The 22,041-nt window shown below is 61.8% G+C and carries 21 protein-coding genes; 13 read left to right on the top strand and 8 right to left on the bottom strand.

What is annotated here, in order from left to right:
* The first annotated feature begins 88 nt into the window (after positions 1 to 88).
* Positions 89 to 772 carry a hypothetical protein gene (locus tag ACOMD9_RS19410; RefSeq protein WP_421417637.1) on the top strand — a complete coding sequence of 228 codons (684 nt, stop codon included), beginning with the start codon at positions 89 to 91 and terminating at the stop codon, positions 770 to 772.
* Between the two features lie 90 nt (positions 773 to 862).
* Here ACOMD9_RS19410 and sppA read toward each other — a convergent pair whose 3' ends face one another.
* The 8 genes from sppA to ACOMD9_RS19450 are packed head-to-tail and all read right to left on the bottom strand — an operon-like array spanning position 863 to position 8,207.
* Positions 863 to 1,921 (bottom strand): signal peptide peptidase SppA, encoded by a 1,059-nt coding sequence (gene sppA / locus ACOMD9_RS19415; RefSeq protein ID WP_421417638.1) that lies wholly within the window; start codon positions 1,919 to 1,921, stop codon positions 863 to 865.
* The gene (locus ACOMD9_RS19420; protein ID WP_421417639.1) at positions 1,918 to 4,113 is read right to left on the bottom strand and encodes a DNA topoisomerase III; all 2,196 of its coding nucleotides are present in this window, start codon (positions 4,111 to 4,113) and stop codon (positions 1,918 to 1,920) included. The genes sppA and ACOMD9_RS19420 overlap by 4 nt, the downstream gene beginning before the upstream one ends.
* A gap of 27 nt (positions 4,114 to 4,140) precedes the next feature.
* Positions 4,141 to 4,785 carry a TonB family protein gene (locus tag ACOMD9_RS19425; protein ID WP_421417640.1) on the bottom strand — a complete coding sequence of 215 codons (645 nt, stop codon included), beginning with the start codon at positions 4,783 to 4,785 and terminating at the stop codon, positions 4,141 to 4,143.
* Complete coding sequence (locus tag ACOMD9_RS19430; RefSeq protein WP_421417641.1) at positions 4,785 to 5,414, bottom strand: TonB family protein; 630 nt, start codon at positions 5,412 to 5,414, stop codon at positions 4,785 to 4,787. Before ACOMD9_RS19430 ends, ACOMD9_RS19425 begins: the two co-directional genes overlap by 1 nt.
* A gap of 27 nt (positions 5,415 to 5,441) precedes the next feature.
* Positions 5,442 to 5,648 (bottom strand): hypothetical protein, encoded by a 207-nt coding sequence (locus tag ACOMD9_RS19435; RefSeq protein ID WP_421417643.1) that lies wholly within the window; start codon positions 5,646 to 5,648, stop codon positions 5,442 to 5,444.
* Positions 5,645 to 7,081 carry a TonB C-terminal domain-containing protein gene (locus tag ACOMD9_RS19440; protein WP_421417644.1) on the bottom strand — a complete coding sequence of 479 codons (1,437 nt, stop codon included), beginning with the start codon at positions 7,079 to 7,081 and terminating at the stop codon, positions 5,645 to 5,647. The genes ACOMD9_RS19435 and ACOMD9_RS19440 overlap by 4 nt, the downstream gene beginning before the upstream one ends.
* Before the next feature lie 23 nt (positions 7,082 to 7,104).
* A complete protein-coding gene (locus ACOMD9_RS19445; protein WP_421417645.1) occupies positions 7,105 to 7,833 on the bottom strand; it encodes a hypothetical protein in 729 nt (242 codons plus the stop codon).
* On the bottom strand, positions 7,830 to 8,207 hold the full coding sequence (locus ACOMD9_RS19450) for a hypothetical protein (RefSeq protein ID WP_421417647.1): 378 nt from the start codon (positions 8,205 to 8,207) through the stop codon (positions 7,830 to 7,832). Before ACOMD9_RS19450 ends, ACOMD9_RS19445 begins: the two co-directional genes overlap by 4 nt.
* Before the next feature lie 164 nt (positions 8,208 to 8,371).
* On the opposite strand from ACOMD9_RS19450, the gene mobH reads away from it, so the two are divergent.
* The 12 genes from mobH to ACOMD9_RS19510 form a co-directional block, all read left to right on the top strand.
* On the top strand, positions 8,372 to 11,761 hold the full coding sequence (gene mobH / locus ACOMD9_RS19455; RefSeq protein ID WP_421417648.1) for a MobH family relaxase: 3,390 nt from the start codon (positions 8,372 to 8,374) through the stop codon (positions 11,759 to 11,761).
* Positions 11,758 to 13,590 (top strand): conjugative transfer system coupling protein TraD, encoded by a 1,833-nt coding sequence (gene traD / locus ACOMD9_RS19460; protein WP_421417649.1) that lies wholly within the window; start codon positions 11,758 to 11,760, stop codon positions 13,588 to 13,590. The genes mobH and traD overlap by 4 nt, the downstream gene beginning before the upstream one ends.
* 9 nt (positions 13,591 to 13,599) lie before the next feature.
* The gene (locus ACOMD9_RS19465) at positions 13,600 to 14,202 is read left to right on the top strand and encodes a hypothetical protein (RefSeq protein ID WP_421417650.1); all 603 of its coding nucleotides are present in this window, start codon (positions 13,600 to 13,602) and stop codon (positions 14,200 to 14,202) included.
* Complete coding sequence (locus ACOMD9_RS19470) at positions 14,159 to 14,788, top strand: IncC plasmid conjugative DNA transfer DtrJ family protein (protein WP_421417651.1); 630 nt, start codon at positions 14,159 to 14,161, stop codon at positions 14,786 to 14,788. Before ACOMD9_RS19465 ends, ACOMD9_RS19470 begins: the two co-directional genes overlap by 44 nt.
* Positions 14,789 to 14,997: 209 nt before the next feature.
* Positions 14,998 to 15,279, top strand: coding sequence for a type IV conjugative transfer system protein TraL (gene traL, locus ACOMD9_RS19475; protein WP_421417653.1), 282 nt, complete (start codon positions 14,998 to 15,000; stop codon positions 15,277 to 15,279).
* Positions 15,276 to 15,899: a TraE/TraK family type IV conjugative transfer system protein gene (locus ACOMD9_RS19480; RefSeq protein ID WP_421417654.1), complete on the top strand. Its 624-nt coding sequence runs from the start codon at positions 15,276 to 15,278 to the stop codon at positions 15,897 to 15,899. Before traL ends, ACOMD9_RS19480 begins: the two co-directional genes overlap by 4 nt.
* Complete coding sequence (locus ACOMD9_RS19485) at positions 15,892 to 16,800, top strand: conjugal transfer protein TraK (RefSeq protein ID WP_421417655.1); 909 nt, start codon at positions 15,892 to 15,894, stop codon at positions 16,798 to 16,800. Before ACOMD9_RS19480 ends, ACOMD9_RS19485 begins: the two co-directional genes overlap by 8 nt.
* A complete protein-coding gene (locus ACOMD9_RS19490; RefSeq protein WP_421417656.1) occupies positions 16,797 to 18,155 on the top strand; it encodes a TraB/VirB10 family protein in 1,359 nt (452 codons plus the stop codon). Before ACOMD9_RS19485 ends, ACOMD9_RS19490 begins: the two co-directional genes overlap by 4 nt.
* Before the next feature lie 51 nt (positions 18,156 to 18,206).
* Positions 18,207 to 18,722 (top strand): type IV conjugative transfer system lipoprotein TraV, encoded by a 516-nt coding sequence (gene traV / locus ACOMD9_RS19495; protein WP_421417658.1) that lies wholly within the window; start codon positions 18,207 to 18,209, stop codon positions 18,720 to 18,722.
* 39 nt (positions 18,723 to 18,761) lie between these two features.
* Entirely contained in the window at positions 18,762 to 19,136 is a 375-nt protein-coding gene (gene traA, locus ACOMD9_RS19500) for a TraA family conjugative transfer protein (protein ID WP_465249818.1), read from the top strand.
* 58 nt (positions 19,137 to 19,194) lie between these two features.
* Entirely contained in the window at positions 19,195 to 19,569 is a 375-nt protein-coding gene (gene traA / locus ACOMD9_RS19505) for a TraA family conjugative transfer protein (protein ID WP_421417659.1), read from the top strand.
* A gap of 183 nt (positions 19,570 to 19,752) precedes the next feature.
* Positions 19,753 to 22,041, top strand: a 2,289-nt coding sequence (locus ACOMD9_RS19510) for an Ig-like domain-containing protein (RefSeq protein WP_421417660.1), incomplete at its 3' end; no start/stop codon positions are given.

Raw genomic sequence — 22,041 nt, forward strand, 5'->3', positions numbered from 1 at the left:
GCGTGGCAAGTCACTGCGACCCTAGGGTCTCAGAGGTGGCCTACCCGACACAACACAATCCAGACAAACGAGAAGCTGAGGAGGGACGGTGAGCAACTGCCATCCGGGCCCCAGGACAGAACAAACCCTGCTGGAGCTATCGACAGCAAGCCAGCGCATCGAGGCACTCGCCGAGTGGCGCTACACTGGCTTTTGTCAGGACTACGAGGGTCCGATTGCCTACTGTGAGCTGTGCAAGGCCAGTCACCAGCGTTTTCGGTTTCGCCTCGACAATGCCCATAACCGTCGTCGCATCTGGGTGGGCTCCGGATGCGTCCTGGGCCATGCTTTCCGTGTCGAGAAGGACGGCGTGGCTCTCAACCAGCGGGCAGCAGAGCGACACATCCACGATACGATTCAGGGCTTCCTGCGTGACGAGATTGTCGCACGCTTGCTCGTCGTGGCCATGCGCGACACCAATGAACTGCTCGCCGAGGCCTTGGTGCACTACCAGCAGACCGGTCACCTGACCCCTCGCTATGCGGCCATCTTCTTCGATGCCATCGAGCGGGATCGCATCGACACCACACAGGCCAAGTTCCATATCTACCTGCGCCGCCGGACAGATCAGGCTGAGATGCGTAGCCTGCCCACCTGGCGTGTCTGGCGGTTCTGGCATGCCCTGACGCCGGCCCAGCAGCAGCAGGCTCGCGAACTCGGCCACCGTCCCCCGCCGAATAGCCACGTGGCAGTTCGCCAGCACCACGCAAAGGGGACGTGTTCTCGGCCATAGCGGTGCCCGACGTGATCTCCAGGCGACCCAAAAGCAAAAGGGCGAGACTCTGCGGAGCCTCGCCCTTTTGTTGATACCGGGTAGGGTCGGTTACGGCATCTCGTAGCGAACCGCGGCGTTCCGGTGAGATTCCAGGCCGAGCAGGCTCTGTACCATGGGACCAAGCCCCCTGGTGAGTCGCTCCAAGGTCGACAGGCGAGGTGTGTAGTTGCGCAGTTCGACACCGCCGATGAGCTTGCGGGACAGCTGCTCAAGCGTCAGGACCTCATCGATCAGCCCCAAGCTCTTGGCCTGCTCACCCGTCCACACCAGGCCGGAGAAGACATCATCGCCCGCCTTGAGTCGATCGCCGCGGCCGGCCTTCACGTCGGTAATGAACTGCTCATGGGTCGACGTGAGGACCGATTCCCAGAAGGCTCGTTGATCCTCGGTCACCGGGGAGAACGGGTCCATGAACGCCTTGTTTTCGCCGGCGGTGAAGACCCGACGCTCGACACCGAGCTTGTCGATGGCATCACGGAAGCCGAAGCCAGACGAAATGACCCCGATCGAGCCTACCAGGCTGGAGGGCGCCGCGTAGATCTCGCGGGCGGCGGAAGCGACGTAGTAGGCGCCGCTCGCGCCCATGTCCTCGATCCAGGCAAGAATCGGGGTGTCAGGGTGCTGCTCTTCCAGGAAACGGATCTCTTCATAGACGCGCTGGGACTGCACCGGACTGCCGCCGGGGCTATTGATGCGAAGCACCACGGCCGCGATCTTGTCTGCCTCCAGGGCCCGGCGAAGCCCCTCGTTGATGCGTGAGGCGGTGGCCTCTTCATCAGCATCGATCACTCCCTTCACGTCGACGATCCCCAGGTGGCGTTCCACGAGCTCGTCCTTGCCCGCGGCAGCGAAGTGAAGGAAGTAGACCGTATTGGCCAGTGAGGCGAACAGGAAGGTGATGAACAGCAGGCGGAAGAAGATCTTCCAGCGCCTGGAACGCCGGCGCTCGGTGATAGTGCTCTCCATCCACTTGTCGAAGGTCTGCCACTGCTGCTGGCGTAATGCCTCATCGGGACCCACCATCTGGCTGTCGCCACTACCATGGTTCATTTGATTCATCTCTCGTTCCTTGTGCAGGGGATCTATCCGGTGCTGACGAGGTGTCATGCAGTCGTGGTTCGCTTGCGCTTGTAGGGCAGCCGGCCCTTGCACTCCGGGTAGCCGGAGCATCCCCAGAACTTCGTGGCACGCGTCTTGCCGGGGGCCTTGCCGCTACGCAGGCGCATGGTCTTCCCGCAGTCCGGGCAATCAGGCCCATCCTCGGGCTCGGTGCGTTGCTGAGGCTTGCCGCGGCTGTCAGGGAAGGTCTTCTTGCAGCTCGGGCTCTGGCAGCCCCAGAAGAAGCCGTTCTTGCCTTTGATCCGCTTGAGCGGACTGCCGCAGGTGAAGCAGGGGTGGGTAGTGCCCTTGGCGTCGGCGAAGGCCGCCTTGAGCCCGCTGTCGTGTTGCGTGAGCTGCTCGGCGTTGGTCTTGACCGTGGTCACCATGTTCGAGACCCAGCCAGTGATCTGTTCCATGAAGGTGGTCATGCGTGCATCGCCGGCAGCGATCTTCTCGAGCTGCTGCTCCCAGGCGGCCGTCATGCCCGGGGACTTCACGGCCTCGGGCAGGATGGTTACCAGGGCGTGGGCCTTGTCGGTGGCGTGCAGGGTCTTCTTCTTGCGCTGCAGGTAGCCCCGGTCCACGGCGCCCTGGATCGTGCCGGCACGTGTGGCCGGCGTCCCGAGACCGGCGGTGTCCTTGAGGATCTGCTTGAAGCGCGGTTCAGTGACGAAGCGTGCGATGTTCTCCATGGCCGCCAGCAGCGTGGCCTCGGTGAAGTGGGGCGGGGGGCGGGTGAGCTTGTCGGCGAGCTCGGCCCCGTTGATCACCGCCGGCTCGCCCTGGCGCATCGGTGGCAGCTGGTCCTGCTCGGGGTTCTCATCCTTCGTCTCGCCCTCATCCTCGGGGGCGGACTCCAGATCCGAGTTGAAGATCACCTTCCAGCCCTGCTTGAGCGGCGTCTTGCCGCGGGCATTGAAGAGGTGCTGGCCGGCCGTTACCTGGATCTTGGTGCGGTTGAACTCGAAGGGGGCATAGAACTGGGCCACGTAGAAGCGGCGGATGCAGTCGTAGAGGTTGAACTCGAGCTCCGACATCTTGGAAATGTCGGTGCGGGCCGGCGTCGGGATGATCGCGTGGTGGGCGGTGACCTTGCTGTCGTTGTAGGCCCTGGAGCTGCGCTGGGGATCGGCGCCGGCCACCAGGCCCGAGAAGGACTGGTCGGTCAGCATCAGGCCCTGCAGGGTGTCGGCAATGTCCTCGCGCTGAGACTCGGGCAGGTAGCGTGAGTCGGTACGCGGGTAGGTGGTGGCCTTGTGGGTCTCGTAGAGCGCCTGGGCGCCATCGAGGACCTGCTGCGCCGTGTAGCCCCAGCGCTTGGCGGCATACTGCTGCAGCGAGGTCAGGTCGAAGGGCAGGGGGGCGGACTCCTTTCCGGCCTTGGTCTCGGCCGTACTGATGACGGCACTGACCCCGCGCACCTGCTGCGCCACCTGCTCGGCGAAAGCCTTGTTGATACAGCGGCCCTGGTCGTCGGCCAGCTCTTCCGGCACTTCCCAGACGGCGCGGAACGCCCCGCTCTGTACCGACACGTCAACGCTCAGCACGTAGTAGGGCGCCGGGGTGAAGTTGGCGATCTCCTTGTCACGTTGACACACCAGCGCCACGGTCGGGGTGATGACCCGGCCGACGTGCAGTGTCTCGTCGTAACCGATCTTCCGCGCCAGCACGGTGTACAGACGTGACATGTTCATGCCGATCAACCAGTCTGCCCGGGAGCGGGCCATGGCCGCGTGATACAGGGGCACGGTCTCGTCGCCGGGGCGGATGTCGGCCAGGGCCTTACGGATGCTGGTCTCGTCGAGGGCTCGGAGGCACACGCGCTTGACGGCACCGCGGTAACGGCACCGGTCCATCAGCGACCGGGCAATGGCTTCTCCCTCCCGGTCATGGTCGGTGGCGATGAAGACCTGATTGGCCTTGCCGAGCAGCTCCTTGATCACCTTGAACTGCTTGGCCCCGGACTTCTTCACGTGGTAGCGCCACTGGTCGGGGGCGATCGGCAGCGTCTCCATGTTCCAAGACTTCAGCGCGGGGTCGTAGGCGTCGGGCATGTCGAGCTCGAGCAGATGGCCGAAGGCCCAGGTCACCATCCGGTCGCCGCCATCATGGAGGTACCCCTCGGCTCGCTTGGAGATGCGCAGTACCTGTGCCAGGTCTTTGGCCTGACTGGGCTTCTCGCAGATGTAAAGGTCCATTGGTTCCTCCTGTGGCGGTCGGCCACGTCATGATGATGACGGTCGGCCGAAGGTCAGCTGGAATCGCTGAAGCAGGCCGCGTGAGTGTTCCGAGACCTCCTGGATCTCGGTGAAGGGCTGCGCACGCTCGACGGCACGACGTACCGAGGCGTCGAACTCGCGATTACCCGATGAGGCGGTGATGTCGATACCGCGAACCTCGCCCCGGGCATCGAGCTCGACGCGGACCTTGGCACCTCGCGACACCTGCACCGGTGATGCCCACCGCCAGTGCTCCCCGGTTCTGGCGCCGATCCGGCGCATGGCGGACTGGAAATCGGCCCGGCTACGCACCTCTACCTCGCTGACACAGCCAGACGTCGTGCAGATCGATGCCGTGACGTGACAGGAGGTATCGTCTTCGTCCTGTGCCGGGAGGCGCCCCAGCGGGTCAACCAGACCGCCATCGCACTCTTTGATGTCCTGCCGGTACACCGAGCAGTCTGCCGACAGGCAGGTCTTGGGGCCCTCACTGGCGCCTCGAGTCACGAGCCTCTGGGGGGTGGGCGTTTCGCCATCCAGCGACTCGTCATCACCAAGGCGTGTCCCCTGGAAGACGATGAACAACCCCACGAGGGTGCCAATAGCAATGAAGGTGGTGACGGGCACGTTGTTGCTCTGGTCGCTGGCCATCAGGGTTCTCCCTCTGTAGCCGAGGCGGCGGCCACACCGCCGAACGACAGGTTGATGCGAGTCAGCAGAACCCGCATCTCTGGGGCCATCTGCCGAATCTCGTGATAGGGGGCGCTCCGCTCAATGGCGGCCAGAGCCTGGCTGTCGAAGGTGCTGCTTCCCGACGACCGCAGGATTTCGGTCCCGCGTAGCTCGCCCTCTTCGGTGAGCGTGACGCGAACACGAGCCCCACGATGGCTCGACATCCGGCCTTCCCAGTTCCGCCAGGTGCGATCACCGATCTGGTCCACGGTGGCGGTGAACTCATCAGAATTGCGAATCTCGCGCTCCGTCGCACAGTCCTTCACGACGCAGATGTAAGCCTCCTGGCGACACCTCGCGTTCTCGAGGTCCCCCTGAGCATGGCGTCTCGCATCGGCGGCACTGGCACAGTGCAGCTGATGGGTCCGGTAGACCCAGCAATCGTCGCTCAAGCACTCCTCGTCCTCCTGAGTAGGGAGAGGGGAGATCGATCGGGGCTGGGCCGGCTCGTCCCGATCCGCTTCCGCCGAGTTCAGGATGTAGTAGCCGGCGGCACCTAGGCCGCCGAGCACGACACAGGATGTGATGAAGGTCCGAATCAGTGACATCTGTCCCCCGTCTTCGTCCGGTGGACGTCATGCCACGCGGCATGTCCTGGTGGTCATCTGGGCCCACTGCGCAGCCAGCTGCTTCAGCTCCTCTCGCTGATCGGCGATATCTGCGAGTGTCCCGGCGATCACCACGGCAGCATCTTCCGGATTGCCACGTGAGGCGGCTTCCTCCAGCACGATCAGGAGGTCCTGGCCCAGCCGGTCCTTGCCTTCGGTGTCTGCCGCCATCATCGAATCCCCTCTGCTCGGAAATGCAGGTTGAACTGCTGCAGCTCCTGCTGCTCCTTCAGTGACAGCTGGCGAATCCCGTCAAACGGTGAGGCTGAACGGATCGCATCGCTGATGCTGTCGTTGATCGCCTCATCGTCGCTGGGGCGCAGATAGTTGATAGCCAGCACGTTGCCGAACGGGACGGCCAGGCGGATCTGGACGGAGACTTCGCTGTCCGCGTCGAAACTGTCGGGGCGGTCCCATTCGGCCTCGATCATCCGTCTCACCTGCGCCGCATAGCTGGGGTCCTCTTCGACGACCTCTTCCTGTACCTCAGCAGGCTCATGCACGGTCCACTGGGCTTCCCACGCCTCGATGGCTTCTCGCGACCCGAAGGTCAGGGAGAAGTCCGTCAACAGCGCCTGGGCTGTCTCGTCGAGCTCAAGCACTTCCTGGAAGGGGGCTGAGGCCTGTGCCGCGGCAAGCACCGATGCATCGTAGGCGTCGTTGCCTGAAGAGCGTGAGATGGTGATGTCACCGGCTTCGCCCGCGTCATCGAGGTGGACTTTGACGATGGCGCCATGCTCGGCGTAGTCATCCCCCTCATAGCGCCATGACTGGCCGACGCGACGCCCGATGGCCACGATGGTGTCGGTGAACTCGGGGGACTCGATGATCTGCTGGCGCTCTTCCGCGCTCAGCGTTTCAGCATCGCCTGAGGCTGCCGGAATGGAATCGCCAGCCTCACTGCCCTCGATGGCTGTCGGCGTGTCGCGTTCCGACATGATGCGGGCAAGCTCTTCCTCCATCTCCTCAGGCTCGGGGATCGATGCGGAGGGCTCATCGGCTTCTTGGTGCTCCGAGGGGGATGTCGCCACGGTTGTCGAAACCTCGGCGGTGTCACCACTTGCGGCAGAACTTGCCGTGCTACGGCCACCCCCGAAGTCGAGCTGGTAGTCGTCAGTGGCGCCGCCGGCATCTGCGGCCTCGTCACCGGCGCCCCCGTAGTAGGGCTCTTGAGAGGAGCCGCGACTCAGATCGTCGAGGTAGCGGGAGTTGCCCGTGACGGTCCCCGGAGCCTCTTCAACGGCGTTGCCGGGCGCCTCGTCCAGCGCCAGCGGGGATGCTGATGTGTCAGCGCGGTGATCTGGCGATGACACGTCATACCCCGTTGCCTCGGTGTCGGAGTAAGTCGGCTCATAGTCATCGGGGAATAGGTTGGGCGTCCCGCCGTTGTGACGTTCTGTCGGCTCCAGCTTGCTCGATGATGAAGCAAAGAGCTCGGTGGGATTGCCCACCTTATCGATCCCTTGGCCCACCCAGTCGGTCACACTGCCGGTATAGATGCCATAGGCCCCCACGCCGGCCAGGCCGAGAATGAGGGCTGTGGGCACCAGGCTCTTTTTCTTGGTAGCCGTGGGCTCCTGGGGCGTGGGGGTGTCTTTCTCACTCATGAGTCGTTATTCCTGAGCTCGTGTCACTGGAGGGCGCGGCAAGGGTTGACCACCGACCGAGGACGGACGGAGTCACTCACGATGTCCCGATCTGCCCGAGAGGGATTGTCGGACTCGCAGAAACGGGTCCAGGCACGCAGGTAGTCCTGATAGTCGTAGCTGGGAGGACGGCAGTGACTGGCAAGCGCGTCAGGGATGTTGCGGCGTCCACCGGCGCGGGTCACGAAAGTCCAGTCGGGCTCGTCCATTCCCTTGCCGGCATCGCAGAAACGCTCCCAGCGCTCCATCTCGTAGAGGGAATAGCCCTGGCTCCAGGGGGAGTCATCCTTGCGCAGCTCGCCGAGCCGGGCCAGCGCTTCGCGGACGGTGTCCTCGTCTGTGCCGGTCTGGTCGGCGATGTCCGCCGTGCTGGCATAGCGGTCGTTGAACGGTTCGCCCAGCACGTGGATGTAGGCCGGCTGTCGAATCGCTGCCCCGCCACGCCCCATGTTGTCCCATGCGAGGGTGAGCTGACGGTCAACTTGAAGCATCTTGGCCTGGGCCCGCCCCTGGCGGTCAGCCCAGGCCTCGAGGCGTTCCACGGCTTCGCGGTTCTCCTTCGAGGGATGCCGCTCCGCTTCGGCCCGAAACTCGGGCAAATGCTCGTTGACCCACTCCGCGGTGGGGTACTCAGGAATTTCAGGCAGTGTGCTCCCCACTGCGCACCCGGCCAGCGCGATGGCGGCAGCCAGAGGTAGAAGTTGTTTCATCATTGCGCCTTCTCCGTTTCCGAGAGGGGAGTGCTGTCGACCAGGGCGATGTGCGGCCGTGGGTCACTGACGCGGCCTGGCATGGGTTCAAAGTGGATGGCACCGCTAACGTGCTGCTGATGGTGCAGAAGCAGCTCGGTGGTCTCCCGGGGGACGTTCATCTCGCCGTTCTCCAGGGCTTTGACGAAGACCGGAGAAACATGGGGTGCGAGCAGCTCGTAGAGCCCCGCACGTTCATCAGCCGGGCAGGAGAAGATGTTGCGCATGGTCGCGGGACCACCGCTGACATGCCCGGCCAGCACCCAGAGGCCATCGATCTCGCGCTGCGTCTCGAGCTCGATGCTGACGTGGCCGTTGCTCGTGAGATGAACCTTCATGCCTTGTTCTCTTCTGGTGATGGATGAATTGCGAGCGAGTGTATCGGGTCAAGCGCGTGTCGCTGGGGTGCCAAAGTGACCATGAAGGGCGCGACGAGAGGGGAGAGCTCGGCGGAATCTCTGTCACCATGTCGGCAAATGGAAGAACCAGGACATGACCCGAGATGCTGAGTGCACTGACGCGATGGCTGCCCTTTGCTGGGGGAAAAGTACCGGAGGGGAAGCTACGCCTGACGCCGGCGGGTGACCTGGAGGATGACGAGATTCCGCGCTATCCCCCCTTCGCCAAGGGCCTGCCGGCGGCCCCTATTGAGAAGGTGCTGCTGACGCAGCGCGAATTGATCGCTCGTATTCAGCAGACCCTCGGGCTGTCGAATGAAGAGTTCGAGCGGCTGATGCGCCCGGTGCTGCATAACTACGCGGAGTTCGTCCACCTTCTCCCTGCCTCTGAAGCTCACCACCATCGTGGTGCCGGGGGATTGTTCCGCCATGGCCTGGAGGTCGCCTTCTGGGCGACCCAGGCCTCGGAGGCGGTGATCTTTGTTCGTGATGGCACCCCGCGAGAACGCCGCAACCTGGAGCCGTGCTGGCGCTTGGCCGTGTGCCTGGCCGCCTTGCTCCATGACCTGGGCAAGCCGTTGTCCGATGTCACCGTGACGGACAAGCTCGGCAAGACCGAGTGGAACCCCTACGCCGAATCGCTGATGGATTGGGCCCGTGAGAACGGTATCGAGCGGTATTTCCTGCGCTGGAACAAGGGGCGGCATGAGCGACATGAACGCTTGGCCACGCTGGCGCTGAACATGGTGCTGACCCCGGACGTGCGTCGTTACCTGCGTGCACCGGGACCCGATCTCATGAAGGCGGTGGTAGAGGCGATCTCTGGGACGAGCGCCCTCCATCCGGTGACGCAGCTTGTGCTGAAAGCCGATCAGGAGAGCGTCAAGCGTGACCTGAAGGAGAGCCGGCTCAACATCGATGAGCACTCGATTGGCTTGTCTATCGAGCCTTACATCATCGATGCCATTCGCTCGCTGGTCGTCTCCAAGCGCTGGAAGGTCAATGTGGCTGGCGCACAGGTCTGGCACCTGACCCAGGGCGCCTTCATTGCCTGGAAGGCAGCAGCACCCAGTCTGGTCAAGCACCTGCAGGACAACAATGTACCGGCCGTGCCGCATGATCCGGACACCCTGGCGGACTACCTGATTGACCGGGGCTTCGCGGTTCCCCGCCCTGTGCCGAATAGCGATGCCGACAGCGAAGCCTACTATCGGTACTGGGAAGTGGCACCTTCCGCGCTCGAGGAAGGTGAGATTGCCATGAACGCCAAGATCCTCATGCTCCGCATGGAGGACATCTCGCTGGTGTTTGGAAACAGCGAGAATCCGCCTGCCCCCATCGAGGCGACGATCACGGGCGAGGATGGGAAAGAGGGTCAGGCCAGCACGATGGTCGGGGCCTCTCCGCAAGAGTCGGTCGCTGAGGCGGGTAACGGCGCGGCGAGTGTTCCGCATGCGGAACACTCGACAGAAGAGTTCAACGGCGACGATGCCGCCGAGGAGCCCCTGGCCAATGCCCTAGCAACACTTGGTGGCACGGTGGTGCCAGAGCCAACGGCTCAGGCTGATGATGCTGACGTTGACGATCCGACTGCCAACGACCCGGGTTCTGAAGCCGAGGTCCCGAGCAGCGTGCCAACCGTGGCCCCGGTGAAACAGAGCCCCTCGCCAGGTCTACTCGATCGTAAGGGCCCGCAGAGTGGCGGAGCATCGGCGCCCGTCATCGATCTGGGGCCCTCAAGGTCACCCTCTGCACGGCGTGATGCTGCTGCCGTTTCCACCTCAGAGTCCCGTCCCAAGGCCGAAACCACCGCGCCGGAAGTGCAGGCACCTGCAAAGCCCTCCCCTGATGCATCTGCTCCCGGGGACTCTGCTGCGAATGTGACAGCGCCAGCCGCTGAGCCGGTTGGTGCCGTCGAGGATTTTGCCGCCAAACTGAGCCAGGGCCTCGGCATGGATCTGCCTTTTGATATGCCGGAGCCGCAAGCTGAGACGCCACAGGACCACGGCGCTGCACAGGAGGGGAGGGAGCAGGACGAGACCCAGCACGTCGAGGAGCAACCCCTCTCATCGCCGGCTGACGCTGAGAGCGATGTGCCACGGCAGACATCGACATCAACGCCGCCGTCGCCACCCCTCGGCTTCCTGGATATGCCGTTCCCTGGGATGAGTGCTGGCGCAAGCGACGATGCGGTGCCGGAGCCAGCACCGGATGTGCAACCTACTGTGTCACCCGCACCTAAGGCGAAGGTCGAAGAGGTCCAGTTGTCTCCTGAGGTCCGTCCCTCTGCCTCCCAGCCTACGAAGCCCGCCCCCGTCACGGCAGACATCGACCTGACGCCGGGTGGAAGTCGGCACCAGAGCGACACCTCAAAGAAAAAGCGTAAGCCGAAGACGAAGCGCACATCCCGACCGGAAGCCCAGCATGAGCGGGTAGCGCCGGTGCCGACATCCGAGGTGGAGACGGTGTCGGAGCCTGCCATCATCAACGAGCCCCCGGCGATGCCTGTGAATCCTGAGTCAGGGACAGCCCCCCCTGAACCATCGCCGGCCGACTCAAGCTACGTGAAGGATATTCCGTGGCGTCTCTATGGGGAGGCTGGTGCTGCCCTTCGCCGTTTGGTGAAGCCGGTACTGAAAGGGACGGCCACCCTGGGGGAGGCCGTTATCCGGAGCGGGGACGACCTGTGCCTGCTCTGGCCGGCGGCGGCAGAGTCGGCAGGGGTAGGGGCCGAAGCGCTGAAGGATCTCTTGGGTGATCAGCGCATGCTGGCAGTCGCCGAGGGGGGATCGATCGTACATGAACGTGATGGGCTCGATGTACTGGTGTTGCAAGGCGACCTGGTCGACTTGATCTGTCAGCGTTTCACCGCTCGCGAGGCGGATCTCGAGGCGGCGCTTGTTGAGGCAGCGCCCGACGCATCTCCTGCTGCTGAGGAAGAAAAAACCGCGGTGCCGGGGGTAGCAGAACCGGAGGCCAGCAATCCGGAAAACATCGAGGCTACTCCCCCGTCAGTGCCCGCTCGGACAGCTGAGAAGCCGTCCACGCCTATCGTGAGGCGTCGTAGCGCTATGGAAAAGACCTCTGGCGCGGACTATGACGAGCCCGCGGCGCCCTCTCACGGGTTCGCCGGCGCTATCCCGGACTTCGATGTGATGTCCCCGATCGAGGTGGATGACGAACACGACGCCATGGATGCCTTCTCCGTGGACGACTCGGCAATAGACATCGGCCTCACCCCCGACACGATGACCGCCAAGGAGGCCCTCTTGCGGCTCAAGGCCATGATTGTCCAGGGAGAGGGGGAGTGGCTGGTGGGCAGCGTTCGTCGGGATGGCGACATGCTGGTGGTCAATGACCACGCCTTGGACAGGATCGGTGTCGACTACCCCGACCTGACCCGCAACCGGTTGAGAACCGTTGTGAAAACCCATGCGCTGGGCATTTCGCTCGTGGGCAAAGAGAACAAGCTGCTGGTGAGGAAGCCAACATGAGTGGTGATCTTGAATATGAAATGCCGTGGCGGCCCAACTATGAGGCCATGGCGATCGGCGGCTGGGCCGGCGCCTCTGTGCTGGCGCTGGGTATCAACCAGCTCAGCCAGATGCCGCCGGAGCCCTTCTACTGGATGACGGGTGTGTGCGGGGTCATGGCCATGGCGCGAATCCCTAAGGCCATCAAGCTGCACACCTTGAAGAAGCACCTGGGCGGGCGAGAGCTGGAGTTCTTGAAGATCGACAAGCTCCAGAAGGTCATCGCCAAACATCCCGATGAGATGTGGCTGGGATATGGCTTCCACTGGGAGGCCAGACATGCTCAGCGTGCCTTCGAGATTCTCAAGCGGGACTGGTCCTCCATCGTGGGGCCACACGGTGGGCGTCATAACGGTAAGGAGATGCCCATCGGTCAGTCCTGGATTCATGGCCTGGAGCCTAAGGAACAGAAGATCTACCAGCCCCTCAAGCACAGCGAGGGTCATACGCTGATCGTCGGCACCACGGGCTCGGGCAAGACCCGAATGTTCGACATCCTGATCTCCCAGGCGATCATGCGCGGCGAGGCGGTGATCATCATTGATCCCAAGGGCGACCAGGAGATGCGGGATAACGCACGGCGAGCCTGCGAGGCGCTAGGCACCCCCGAGAGGTTCGTGGCGTTTCACCCCGCGTTCCCCGAGGAGTCGGCGAGGATCAACCCTCTGCGCAACTATTCGCGGGTGACCGAGATCGCCTCTCGGATCGCGGCGCTGATCCCCTCGGAGGCTGGCGCAGACCCCTTCAAGAGCTTCGGTTGGCAGGCGCTGAACAACATTGCCCAAGGCCTGGAGCTCGTCTACGAACGACCCAGCCTGGTGAATCTGAGGCGCTTCCTTGAAGGCGGGGCGGATGGTTTGGTGATCCAGGCCATCAGTTCCTACGCCGCCCGTCACGTCGATGGCTGGGAGGCAGACGCCAAGCCGTATCTCGAGAAGGCCAGCGGTGGCCCCCGCGAGAAGCGGGCCAGGATGCTCAGCCGCTACTACTTCGAGCGTATTCAGCCGACCAAGCCCTCGACCGAGCTGGAGGGCCTGCTGTCGATGTTCCTCCATGACAACACCCACTTCGGCAAGATGGTCGCCTCGCTGCTGCCGATCATGAACATGCTGACTTCCGGATCGCTGGGGGAGCTGCTTTCACCGGACCCCTCTGATACCAGCGATTCGCGCCCGATCACGGACTCTGCCAAAATCATCAACAACGCCATGGTGGCCTACATCGGTCTGGACTCACTCACCGACAACATGGTGGCGAGTGCGATCGGCTCGATCTTCCTCAGCGACCTCACAGCGGTGGCGGGGGACCGGTACAACTTTGGCGAGAACAACCAGCAGGTCAACATCTTCGTCGATGAAGCGGCGGAGGTGATCAACGACCCCTTCATCCAGCTCCTGAACAAGGGCCGCGGTGCCAAGCTGCGACTCTTTGTGGCGACGCAGACGTTCGCGGACTTCGCCGCCCGCATGGGGAGCCAGGAGAAAGCGCTGCAGGTGCTGGGCAACATCAATAATACGGTGGCGCTCCGTGTCAAAGATGCGGACACGCAAGAGTACGTCACCAAAGGCGTGCCACCCACACGCGTCAAATATGTGATGCGCACGCAGGGCCAAAATACGGATGGGGAACAACCGATCATGCATGGGGGTAACCAGGGCGAGCGCCTCATGGAAGAGGAGAGCGAGCTGTTTCCCTCACAGCTGCTCGGCATGCTGCCGAACCTCGAATACATCGCCAACATCTCTGGCGGGCAACTTATCAAGGGGCGGCTTCCCATCCTCACCGGGTGACGGAATGCCATGAACGAAGATGGTTATACGAAAAGAAACCAGGGCAGTGACCTGGAGGTCGTCAGAGTGATCACAGAAGAACGCCGTATTGGCATGACCGAAGCCATCAGGCAGCGAGGCCGGCGCTACGCCGACATCGTGGACCTGCTCTTTTTTGATTGGCCCAAGGCCAAGGACGTCATCGAGAACCTGCGAGCCTACGTCTCAGAGCATATCCAGCGTCACGATGATCCAGTGATCTACACCATCATTACCGAAGCGCTGGATGAGTACCACGACGCGGTCTATAACCCCGGCGGCCGTAAGCTGGAAGATCCGCTGCGCCTAGCGGTCTTCATCAATGCGCTGGTAACGGCCACGTGCCGGGAGCTCCAGATTGTCATCACGAATGATGCCGGCAACTCCTGGTCTCTGGCCAGTGGCACGCCTTTCGCGTCCTGGCTGATGGCCAACGATGGAGAGCTGACCATCTACAGCCAAGCGCCGGCTGACGAGAGTTCTCTGCGCGAGGTGATCTATTCGCTGCTGACCAGTGAGTCGGTGAAACGGATTTTGAAGAGGGCTGGCCATGAAGACGCCGTTCTGGCTAATCGCGTGGTTACTGATCGCTGAGATGTTCGTGATCCTCGTGTTCGTGCCCGGCCATTGGACCGAGCGCGTCATTGAGAAGGAGTCTGCCATGGTGCAGAGCCAGCTAGGACGCAACACAGTCGAGTGGATCGATCAGAAAGCGCTTGATTGGTACAACATCTCCATGTGGGAGAGCGGCGTCTACCGGACCCTGCACACATTGCTGATCCCCACTCCCGAGGAGAGGGCTTCCAGCCGGGGCATGCAGAACATGGGGAGCCAGATATTCCCGTGGGTCGAGGACCGTCTGGCGTCGCTCATGCATGTCGTCTACCAGGTCTGTGCTCGCATGGCCCTGCTGGCGGTCTGGGCACCCTACATGCTGATCCTGCTGATCCCCGCCGTCTGGGACGGCTACATGGGCTGGAAGATCAAGCGGACCAACTTCGACTACGCCAGTCCGGTTCTGCATCGCTATGGGATACGGGGGGTGTTGCTGGTAGCACAGTGCCTGCTCATCGCCTTCTTCGCCCCTATCGCCCTCAACCCCATCATTATCCCATTGACCATGATGGTGGCGTGCGTGATGTTCGGCTTGGCGCTAGCGAACCTCCAGAAGCGGGTGTAAGCCTCCATCGAAACTCCTGCCTGACCTCAGCGCCCCCGCCCGGGGGCGCTCGTCGTTGCCGGGGTGTTCCGCATGCGGAACACCTGCTCCGCTAAAAATCTTGCGAATCCCTGTCGACGTACCCCTCAAGGGCGTTTCTGCGCAGGGGTAATGCTGCCGCGATCAGTGATGATGGCGCCAACTCAGGCATTACCTCCGGAGACGCTTGTATGGAGCCAGTCAAAATCCCCAGCCGTATCGACGACCCGATCCACGTCCTGATGTGGAGCCTCGATGAGATGGCCCCGATCTTTGCCGGCCTGATCCTCGGCATCGCGGTGGGTCAGGCGATGATCGGATTCGGTATCGGCCTGGTCGTGACCAACCAGTATCGCAAGTACCGGGACAACCATCCTGATGGCTACCTCATCCACATTGCCTACTGGGCTGGGCTCATGTTCACCAAGGCTCGCTCCATGGTGAATCCGTACATCCGGAGGTTCCTGCCGTGAAGCTCGATAACTTCCTCAAGACCTGGAACGGCGCACTCGCTGAAAACCGCTTCTCACGCATCGTGATGCTGGTGATGGCCGTGGCCCTGGTGCTGGCGCTGATCAAGGCCTTCACCCGCGAGACGGTGGTGACGATCCAGCCCTACACCCTCAAGAGCGAGGCATGGGTCACCCAGAACAAGGCGTCCCAGTCCTACAAGGAGTCGTGGGGCATGCTCCTCGCCTCCCTGACGGGGAACGTGACGCCGGGCAGTGTCGGCTTCGTCAAGGAGCGTATCGAGCCACTGCTTTCACCGGAGATCTATCGACCGGTAATGGAGGCTATCGAGATCCAGTCTCAGCGGATTCAGAACGATCGCGTCACCATGCGCTTCGAGCCTCGCTCCGTCGAGTACGAGCCGAGTAGCGACATCGTCTACGTCTATGGGCACTCCTACCTGACTGGTGCCACCGGTGAGACCTCACGTGACGAGCGAACCTACGAATACATCATCGACATCAAGGATTACGCCCCCGTGGTAACCCATATCGATACCTATGCCGGCCGCCCCCGGACAGAGCGGATTCGTGAGCAGATGGAACGTCAGGAGCAGCGTCGTCAGGAGCGAGCCAATGGTTAAGAAAGCACTTGCAGTCGCCTTGGCTGCTGCCCTTGGTGGATTCGGTAGCGCTGGCGCATCAGAGGTCGAGATCCCTGTTGAGCCTGTCAATTTCAGCGTGCCGGCCAACGTGATGAGCAACAACGTGCCACGTCCGACTGGCGCTTCAGGTGGCAGTTCAAGTCAGCGCAACGCAGTGAACGAGAGCCCCCAGTTGACCATGGCGCCAGGTGTGAACGAAATCGTGCCGGTGGCAATCGGCCACCTGAACCGGATCGTGACGCCGTTCGGTGAGCCACAGGTCACCACCACCTCGGATGCTACGACTGAGATTCGAGACAACGTTGTGTACGTCGCAACGGATCAGCAGGCCCCGGTCACGATGTTCATTACTCAGAAGGGGAGTGAGGCCCAAGCCCTCTCGCTGACGCTGGTGCCACGACGCATTCCGCCGCGTGAGCTGTTCATCGAGCTGGAAGGTGCAGCCTTTACGCCGGGCCTGGTCAGTAGCCCGAAGGCGGAGCGCTGGGAGACATCCCAACCCTATATCGACACCCTGCGGTCGCTCATGCGGAGCATCGCGCTCGGCGAGATCCCCCAGGGCTACACGTTGCATGAGACGGACCCCCGGACGACGCTGCCGTCCTGCTCACAGCCCGGTGTCACCTATGACTTCGTCAATGGGCAGACCATGACCGGACACAAGCTCTCGGTCTCGATCGGTGTGGCACGGAACGTGTCAGGACAGCCGCTCGAGATAAAGGAACAGGCATGTGGCAACTGGAACGTTGCTGCCGTGGCCGCGTGGCCTCGCAACGTCCTGGGCCCCAACCAGAAAACCGAGCTCTATGTGGTGACGAAGATCGGCGAGCGGCCCGAACCCACTAGCCAGCGGCCATCCCTTCTCGGAGGTGTCCAATGATCGGTCAGCACTGGGAGCAGTTGTCACCCCGGAATAAGCGCATCATCGCCGTCGGCGGAGGGCTGGCACTTCTGCTAGGTGTGATCGCGATCTTCTCTAGTGGCGGCGAAGAGCGTGATCGCCGCGGACCCGATCGGGATACGGTGCGCCACGTACTCACCGATCGTGACACCCGAGACGTCTCTATCGATGGCCTGGCGGCCCAAATCCAGATCGCCAAGAGCCAAAACGACGATTTGCGACAGGAGCTGGACTCCGTGCGACGTGTGCTTGAGCGCACCGAGCGCAGTACCGAAGGCTCTCAAGAGATGCGTAAGGAGATTGAGTCGCTCCAGTCACAAATCGAGATGCTCATTGACCAGAACATGGACTTGATGAGCATGGCCAACGAACCTCGTCGCGCCGGCGCCCAGGGCGGTGGGGCCGAGGATCGCTTCCAGAGCAATGGAACAGCCCCCGTTGACTTCACAGTCGCGCAGGAAGAGGAAGAGCAGAACGCCTATGAGGTAGATCCAGAGGCGGTATTCAAAAATGCGCCTCTGCCCCGTCGCAATACCGCTGCGGAGGCCGAAGCGGCAGATCCCCGTCGACGCTCTGGCGACGCTGAGGATGCCGGCGAGGAAGCCGGGAGCCCCCAGAACGGGGTGCAGATCATCAGCTCTTACCAAGCCGAGACCGAAGAGGAGCGGAAAGCCCGCGAGGCCGCTGAGAGTGATGATGAGGGCGCATACCTGCCAGCAGGTTCAATCCTCACGGGGGTGATGCTGAACGGCATGGATGCTCCTACCTCCCAGGGCAGCCGGCGCGACCCGTTCCCGTCAACCCTGCGCATCCAGCATGAGGCGATCCTGCCTAACCGGTTCCGAGCTGATGTGAAGGAGTGCTTCCTGATCGTCTCTGGGTACGGCGACCTGAGCTCGGAGAGGGCCTACCTGCGAGGCGAGACCATTTCATGCATCCGTGATGATGGCGGTGTCATCGAGGCTCGCGTCGATTCCTATGCCGTCGGCGAGGATGGAAAGGCCGGTGTACGGGGACGGCTGGTTTCCAAGCAAGGCGCGATGATCGCCCGCTCCATGATGGCTGGCTTCATGTCTGGTGCTGCCAATGCCTTTGATGTCGATGCCGTGCCGGTCATTCAAACAGGGTCTGTGGGCGATAAGACCCAGTACCAGTCCAACTTCAGCCCAAGCATGTTCCAGGGCGCAGCTGCTCAAGGCGCCTCCAACGCCCTCGACCGCATCGCCCAGTTCTATGTCGATATGGCCGAAGGCATTTTCCCGGTCATCGAGGTTGATGCTGGACGCCAGATCGAATTGATCCTGACGCGTGGCACCAAGCTCCAGATCAAGTAACCAGAAATCAGCGAAACGCCCTTGAAAGGCATTTCGGCGCAAGGAGGTTCCATGACCCGATCCATATCATCACCGCTGAAGCTGGTTGCGAGCCTGGGTATTGCCTCGGTGATCAGCGGGTGTGCCGCTTTCAATATCGGCGAGTCCGAATACAGCTGTTCGGGCATCCCCGAAGGGGTCCAGTGCATGTCCACAAAGGACGTCTACAACCTCACCAATAACGGCAATGTGCCGGTGTCTCTGGACGGTGGTTCCGTCGAGAGCGCCAACCAGGTCGCCCAGGGTCAGCGAGGGGACATGCCCCGGGCCGGTACCAGCCCGAATGATGTCGTGAGCAATTACGTTTCACCCCGGCTCCCGGATCGGCCGGTACCGGTTCGCACCCCGGCGGAGGTGATGCGTATCTGGATCGCGCCCTGGGAGGATGATGCGGGCGACCTGATAGTGACGGGCCACCTGTATACCGAGATTGAACCCCGGCGCTGGGTGATTGGCGAGCCGACCTCGAATACCCAGCCATCGCTGAGACCGCTGCAGAGCATCCAGCGAGACGACGACGCTCAGTAACCTGCCATCGCAACCCAAGACCACTGAAGGAGCACTACCATGCAGCTTGTTTCTCTCATGCAACGCAAGGGCGCCATCATCTCGATGGCTGCTGTGTTCGGCGCTGCCGCGCTTGTCCTCTCCGACGCCTCGTTCGCTGGCACCGGCGGCGGCGAGTTCGAGGATGTCTGGATCACCCTCGAGGAGTGGACCCAGGGCACCCTCGGACGAATCATCACACTCGCCATCATCCTGGTGGGGGCGGTCATCGGTGTTGTCAGGCAGAGCCTGATGACCTTTGCCGTGGGTTTCGCGATGGGCATGGGGCTCTACAACGCTCCGTTGATCATCGACTCGATTGTGGGGGCAACCCTCACCAACGCTGGCGCGATCATGACGACCGGTCAGCAAATCACCAACGGCCTGGGCCTCTAACGCTCACGGCATATCGACTGGGCAGCGCGGTGTTGCCCCACAAAACAGGACTACGATCATGCAAATGATTACTCTCATGCAACGCAAGGGCACCATCATTTCGATGGCCGCAGTTTTCGGTGCCGCCGCGCTTGTCCTCTCGGATGCCTCCTTCGCTGGTACCGGTGGCGGCGAGTTCGAGGACGTCTGGATCACCCTCGAGGAGTGGACTCAGGGCACCCTTGGTCGAATTATCACCCTTGCCATCATCGTGGTGGGGGCGGTCATCGGTGTTGTCAGGCAGAGCCTGATGACCTTCGCCGTGGGCTTCGCCATGGGCATGGGGCTCTATAACGCCCCGTTGATCATTGACTCCATTGTGGGGGCAACCCTCACCAACGCTGGCGCGATCATGTCGACCGGTCAGCAAATCAGCAACGGCCTGGGGCTCTAGCCTTCTTCACCTTCAGATCCCTGCGTATTTGGGCAGCCTCGGGCTGCCCTTTTTTCGAAGACGCTCTTGAAGGGTACGTCAGGGCGGGGGGGGCTAGCGTTTGAGGGGGTAGGGTGCGACCTGAAAACCCCCGTCTCGCGTAGACAGATTGAAGCAACGGTCGTCGTCCAGGAGGAACATCCCATGGCAAGCCGACACGCAATACGGTCGCCGTTTACGGCCCTGCTCATAACCATGGTAGGGGCAATGGCATCAGGCCATGCCGTAGCTGACTTGGTTGAGTTCAGCTTTATGAACCCCTCTGGCGAGCAGCGCACCCTGCCGGCCGATGCCCACTATGCCAATCCAGTGGGATCGATCGATTTCATGGTCAGTGGCGGTGTTGATCGTCGTGTTAGTGTCTCAATCCTTCGACAAGATGGCTCGGTTATACAGACCGAGACCAGCCATCTACTCGGAGCCGATGATCGCATAGCGACCAGCAGTGGTGAATACTATGGAGCCAAGCTGGCGTTGAGAGCTCCGGGAGAGGGTGGGTATCAGATCCGCTCGCGCATCCTCTCCTCCTCTGGAGACGTCGTTTCCGAGCGTGTTGCCCCTCTCCTGGTCGACACCACTCCACCGACGGTCGGAAACTTTTCGATGAATGGCGCGGGTGTGTCGAAGGCTCCCGACGGTCGATACATTTTCTCGCACCACGACCCGCGTTACATCGCACTCGACAATGTTGCGGATACTGGCTCGAACATCGACAAGATCCGCTTTGAAACTTATCGCGCCTCTGGCGACCTCGTTCGCGAGGGCGAGGTGCCATATTACTCGGGAGAGAACAAAGCTCAGCTAGGGACGGGTGGCAACAATAGCGTCACTTCGGCTCATGTGCCGAATGGCCTGAGGGAAAGCAACCGCATCAGGTACATCGTGCGAGATCGGGCAGGTAACTCGGCACACAAGGATTTGATGTTCTACAACTCTTCGTCATGTGGGCCATCCCCGGAACCAGTAGCTTATTATGACCCCGGCTACAACGGCTCATACATGGGGTTATCCAAGTTCCACCGCCTCCGCCCTGTTGAGGCTTCGGGTAACCATGTGGCCACCAACCCCGTAAAGATTCTGTACCGTGTGCCCCGTACCGCGTATCGTGGCCTTCCAGAAGGGGAAATCTATGGTGGCACCCCGGCAGGAATTAGCTCTTCCCTGGATCATACTGACGGTACCTACGCCTATTTTTCTGTCGAAGGTCCTCTGGGCACTGACGGAAACATCCTTTGGACCCAGGTGGGCTGGACGACGCCGGCCACTTGGCGCTGTGCGCCACTCGGCTTGCCTAATCCTACATTCGCTTCCAATGCCAAACCGCCTCAGGCCACGAATCTCGAAGCTTATATCAATGGTGTTGGATGGGTCGGCAGCCGCTACTCAGCCAATCGCGACACCCCCAAGGCACCGAGGGATACCGCGATCACGAAATTCCGGTACACTGTCGAGCCCCGTCCCTATCGGCAAGTCGCCGAGCTTCAGGGTGCAACCTGTACAGTGCCAGCGGGAAGCTCCAGCTGTACGGGCAATCTGAATTTATCGTTCAACGCCACAGGCACCGCCGCGCATTATCACTACCGCCCGGTGGTGAAGCGCGAAGACAAAGGCAGTCTTTATACCCGGTACAACACCTTTGTCTGGGAATGGGATGCCGCAGACCCCTCCGTGACGAAACTGATTTCCCTTGATAAGGAACGAAAGCGGATTGTTTTTGAGGGTCATAAACCTCTTTCTGGTCGCACCTGGAACCGGGTGAGGATGGCACAAGCCGGCATCGTCGCGATCGACAGCCAGGGAAGTCGTCATACCATCGATGCCACGGCCATCGAGACGAACGGTGACTATTCTGTCGTGACGGTAGATTATGGCTCGCTGCCTGAAGGCACTTACGACCTTGCGGGTTGGATTGAGGACTTTAATCGCAACCGAGACGAGAAGACCCTCGGCAGCATTTACAACGATACGACCCCACCTACCATTAGCATCAATTCCAGCCAGGGTAATCAAGTTTCGACACTCGACAGCCTGACCTTTCAGCTATCGGATGACACAACAACAGATCCTAAGGTCCATAGCGTCAGTCTTTCTGGTGGTCCTGCCACTGATTTCGTGCAGATGTCCTCTCGTGGCATTGCGGTTAACCAGTATGCCTTGGAATATCCGATCATTTTCCCCTCGCTGCAGGCCGGCGAGGAATACACACTGACGGTAGTCGCCAAGGACGCCCAGTACAACCAGTCCACTGAGGACTTCGTCTTCACCTACGATCCCCCGCGGGTTTCCCTGCAGGGCGGCGTCGACGGCAAGTTGATGATTCCGGCGGTGCAGCACGAGTTCAAGCACCTCGACGGCCGACGCATCATCGAGACCCAGCCGCTGACCCTGGCCGACGGCAGCACCGTGGCCGGCACCTACGACGTGTTCGCCAGT

It is taken from the genome of Halomonas terrestris (assembly GCF_049166755.1).
In the GTDB taxonomy this organism is placed as follows: domain Bacteria; phylum Pseudomonadota; class Gammaproteobacteria; order Pseudomonadales; family Halomonadaceae; genus Halomonas.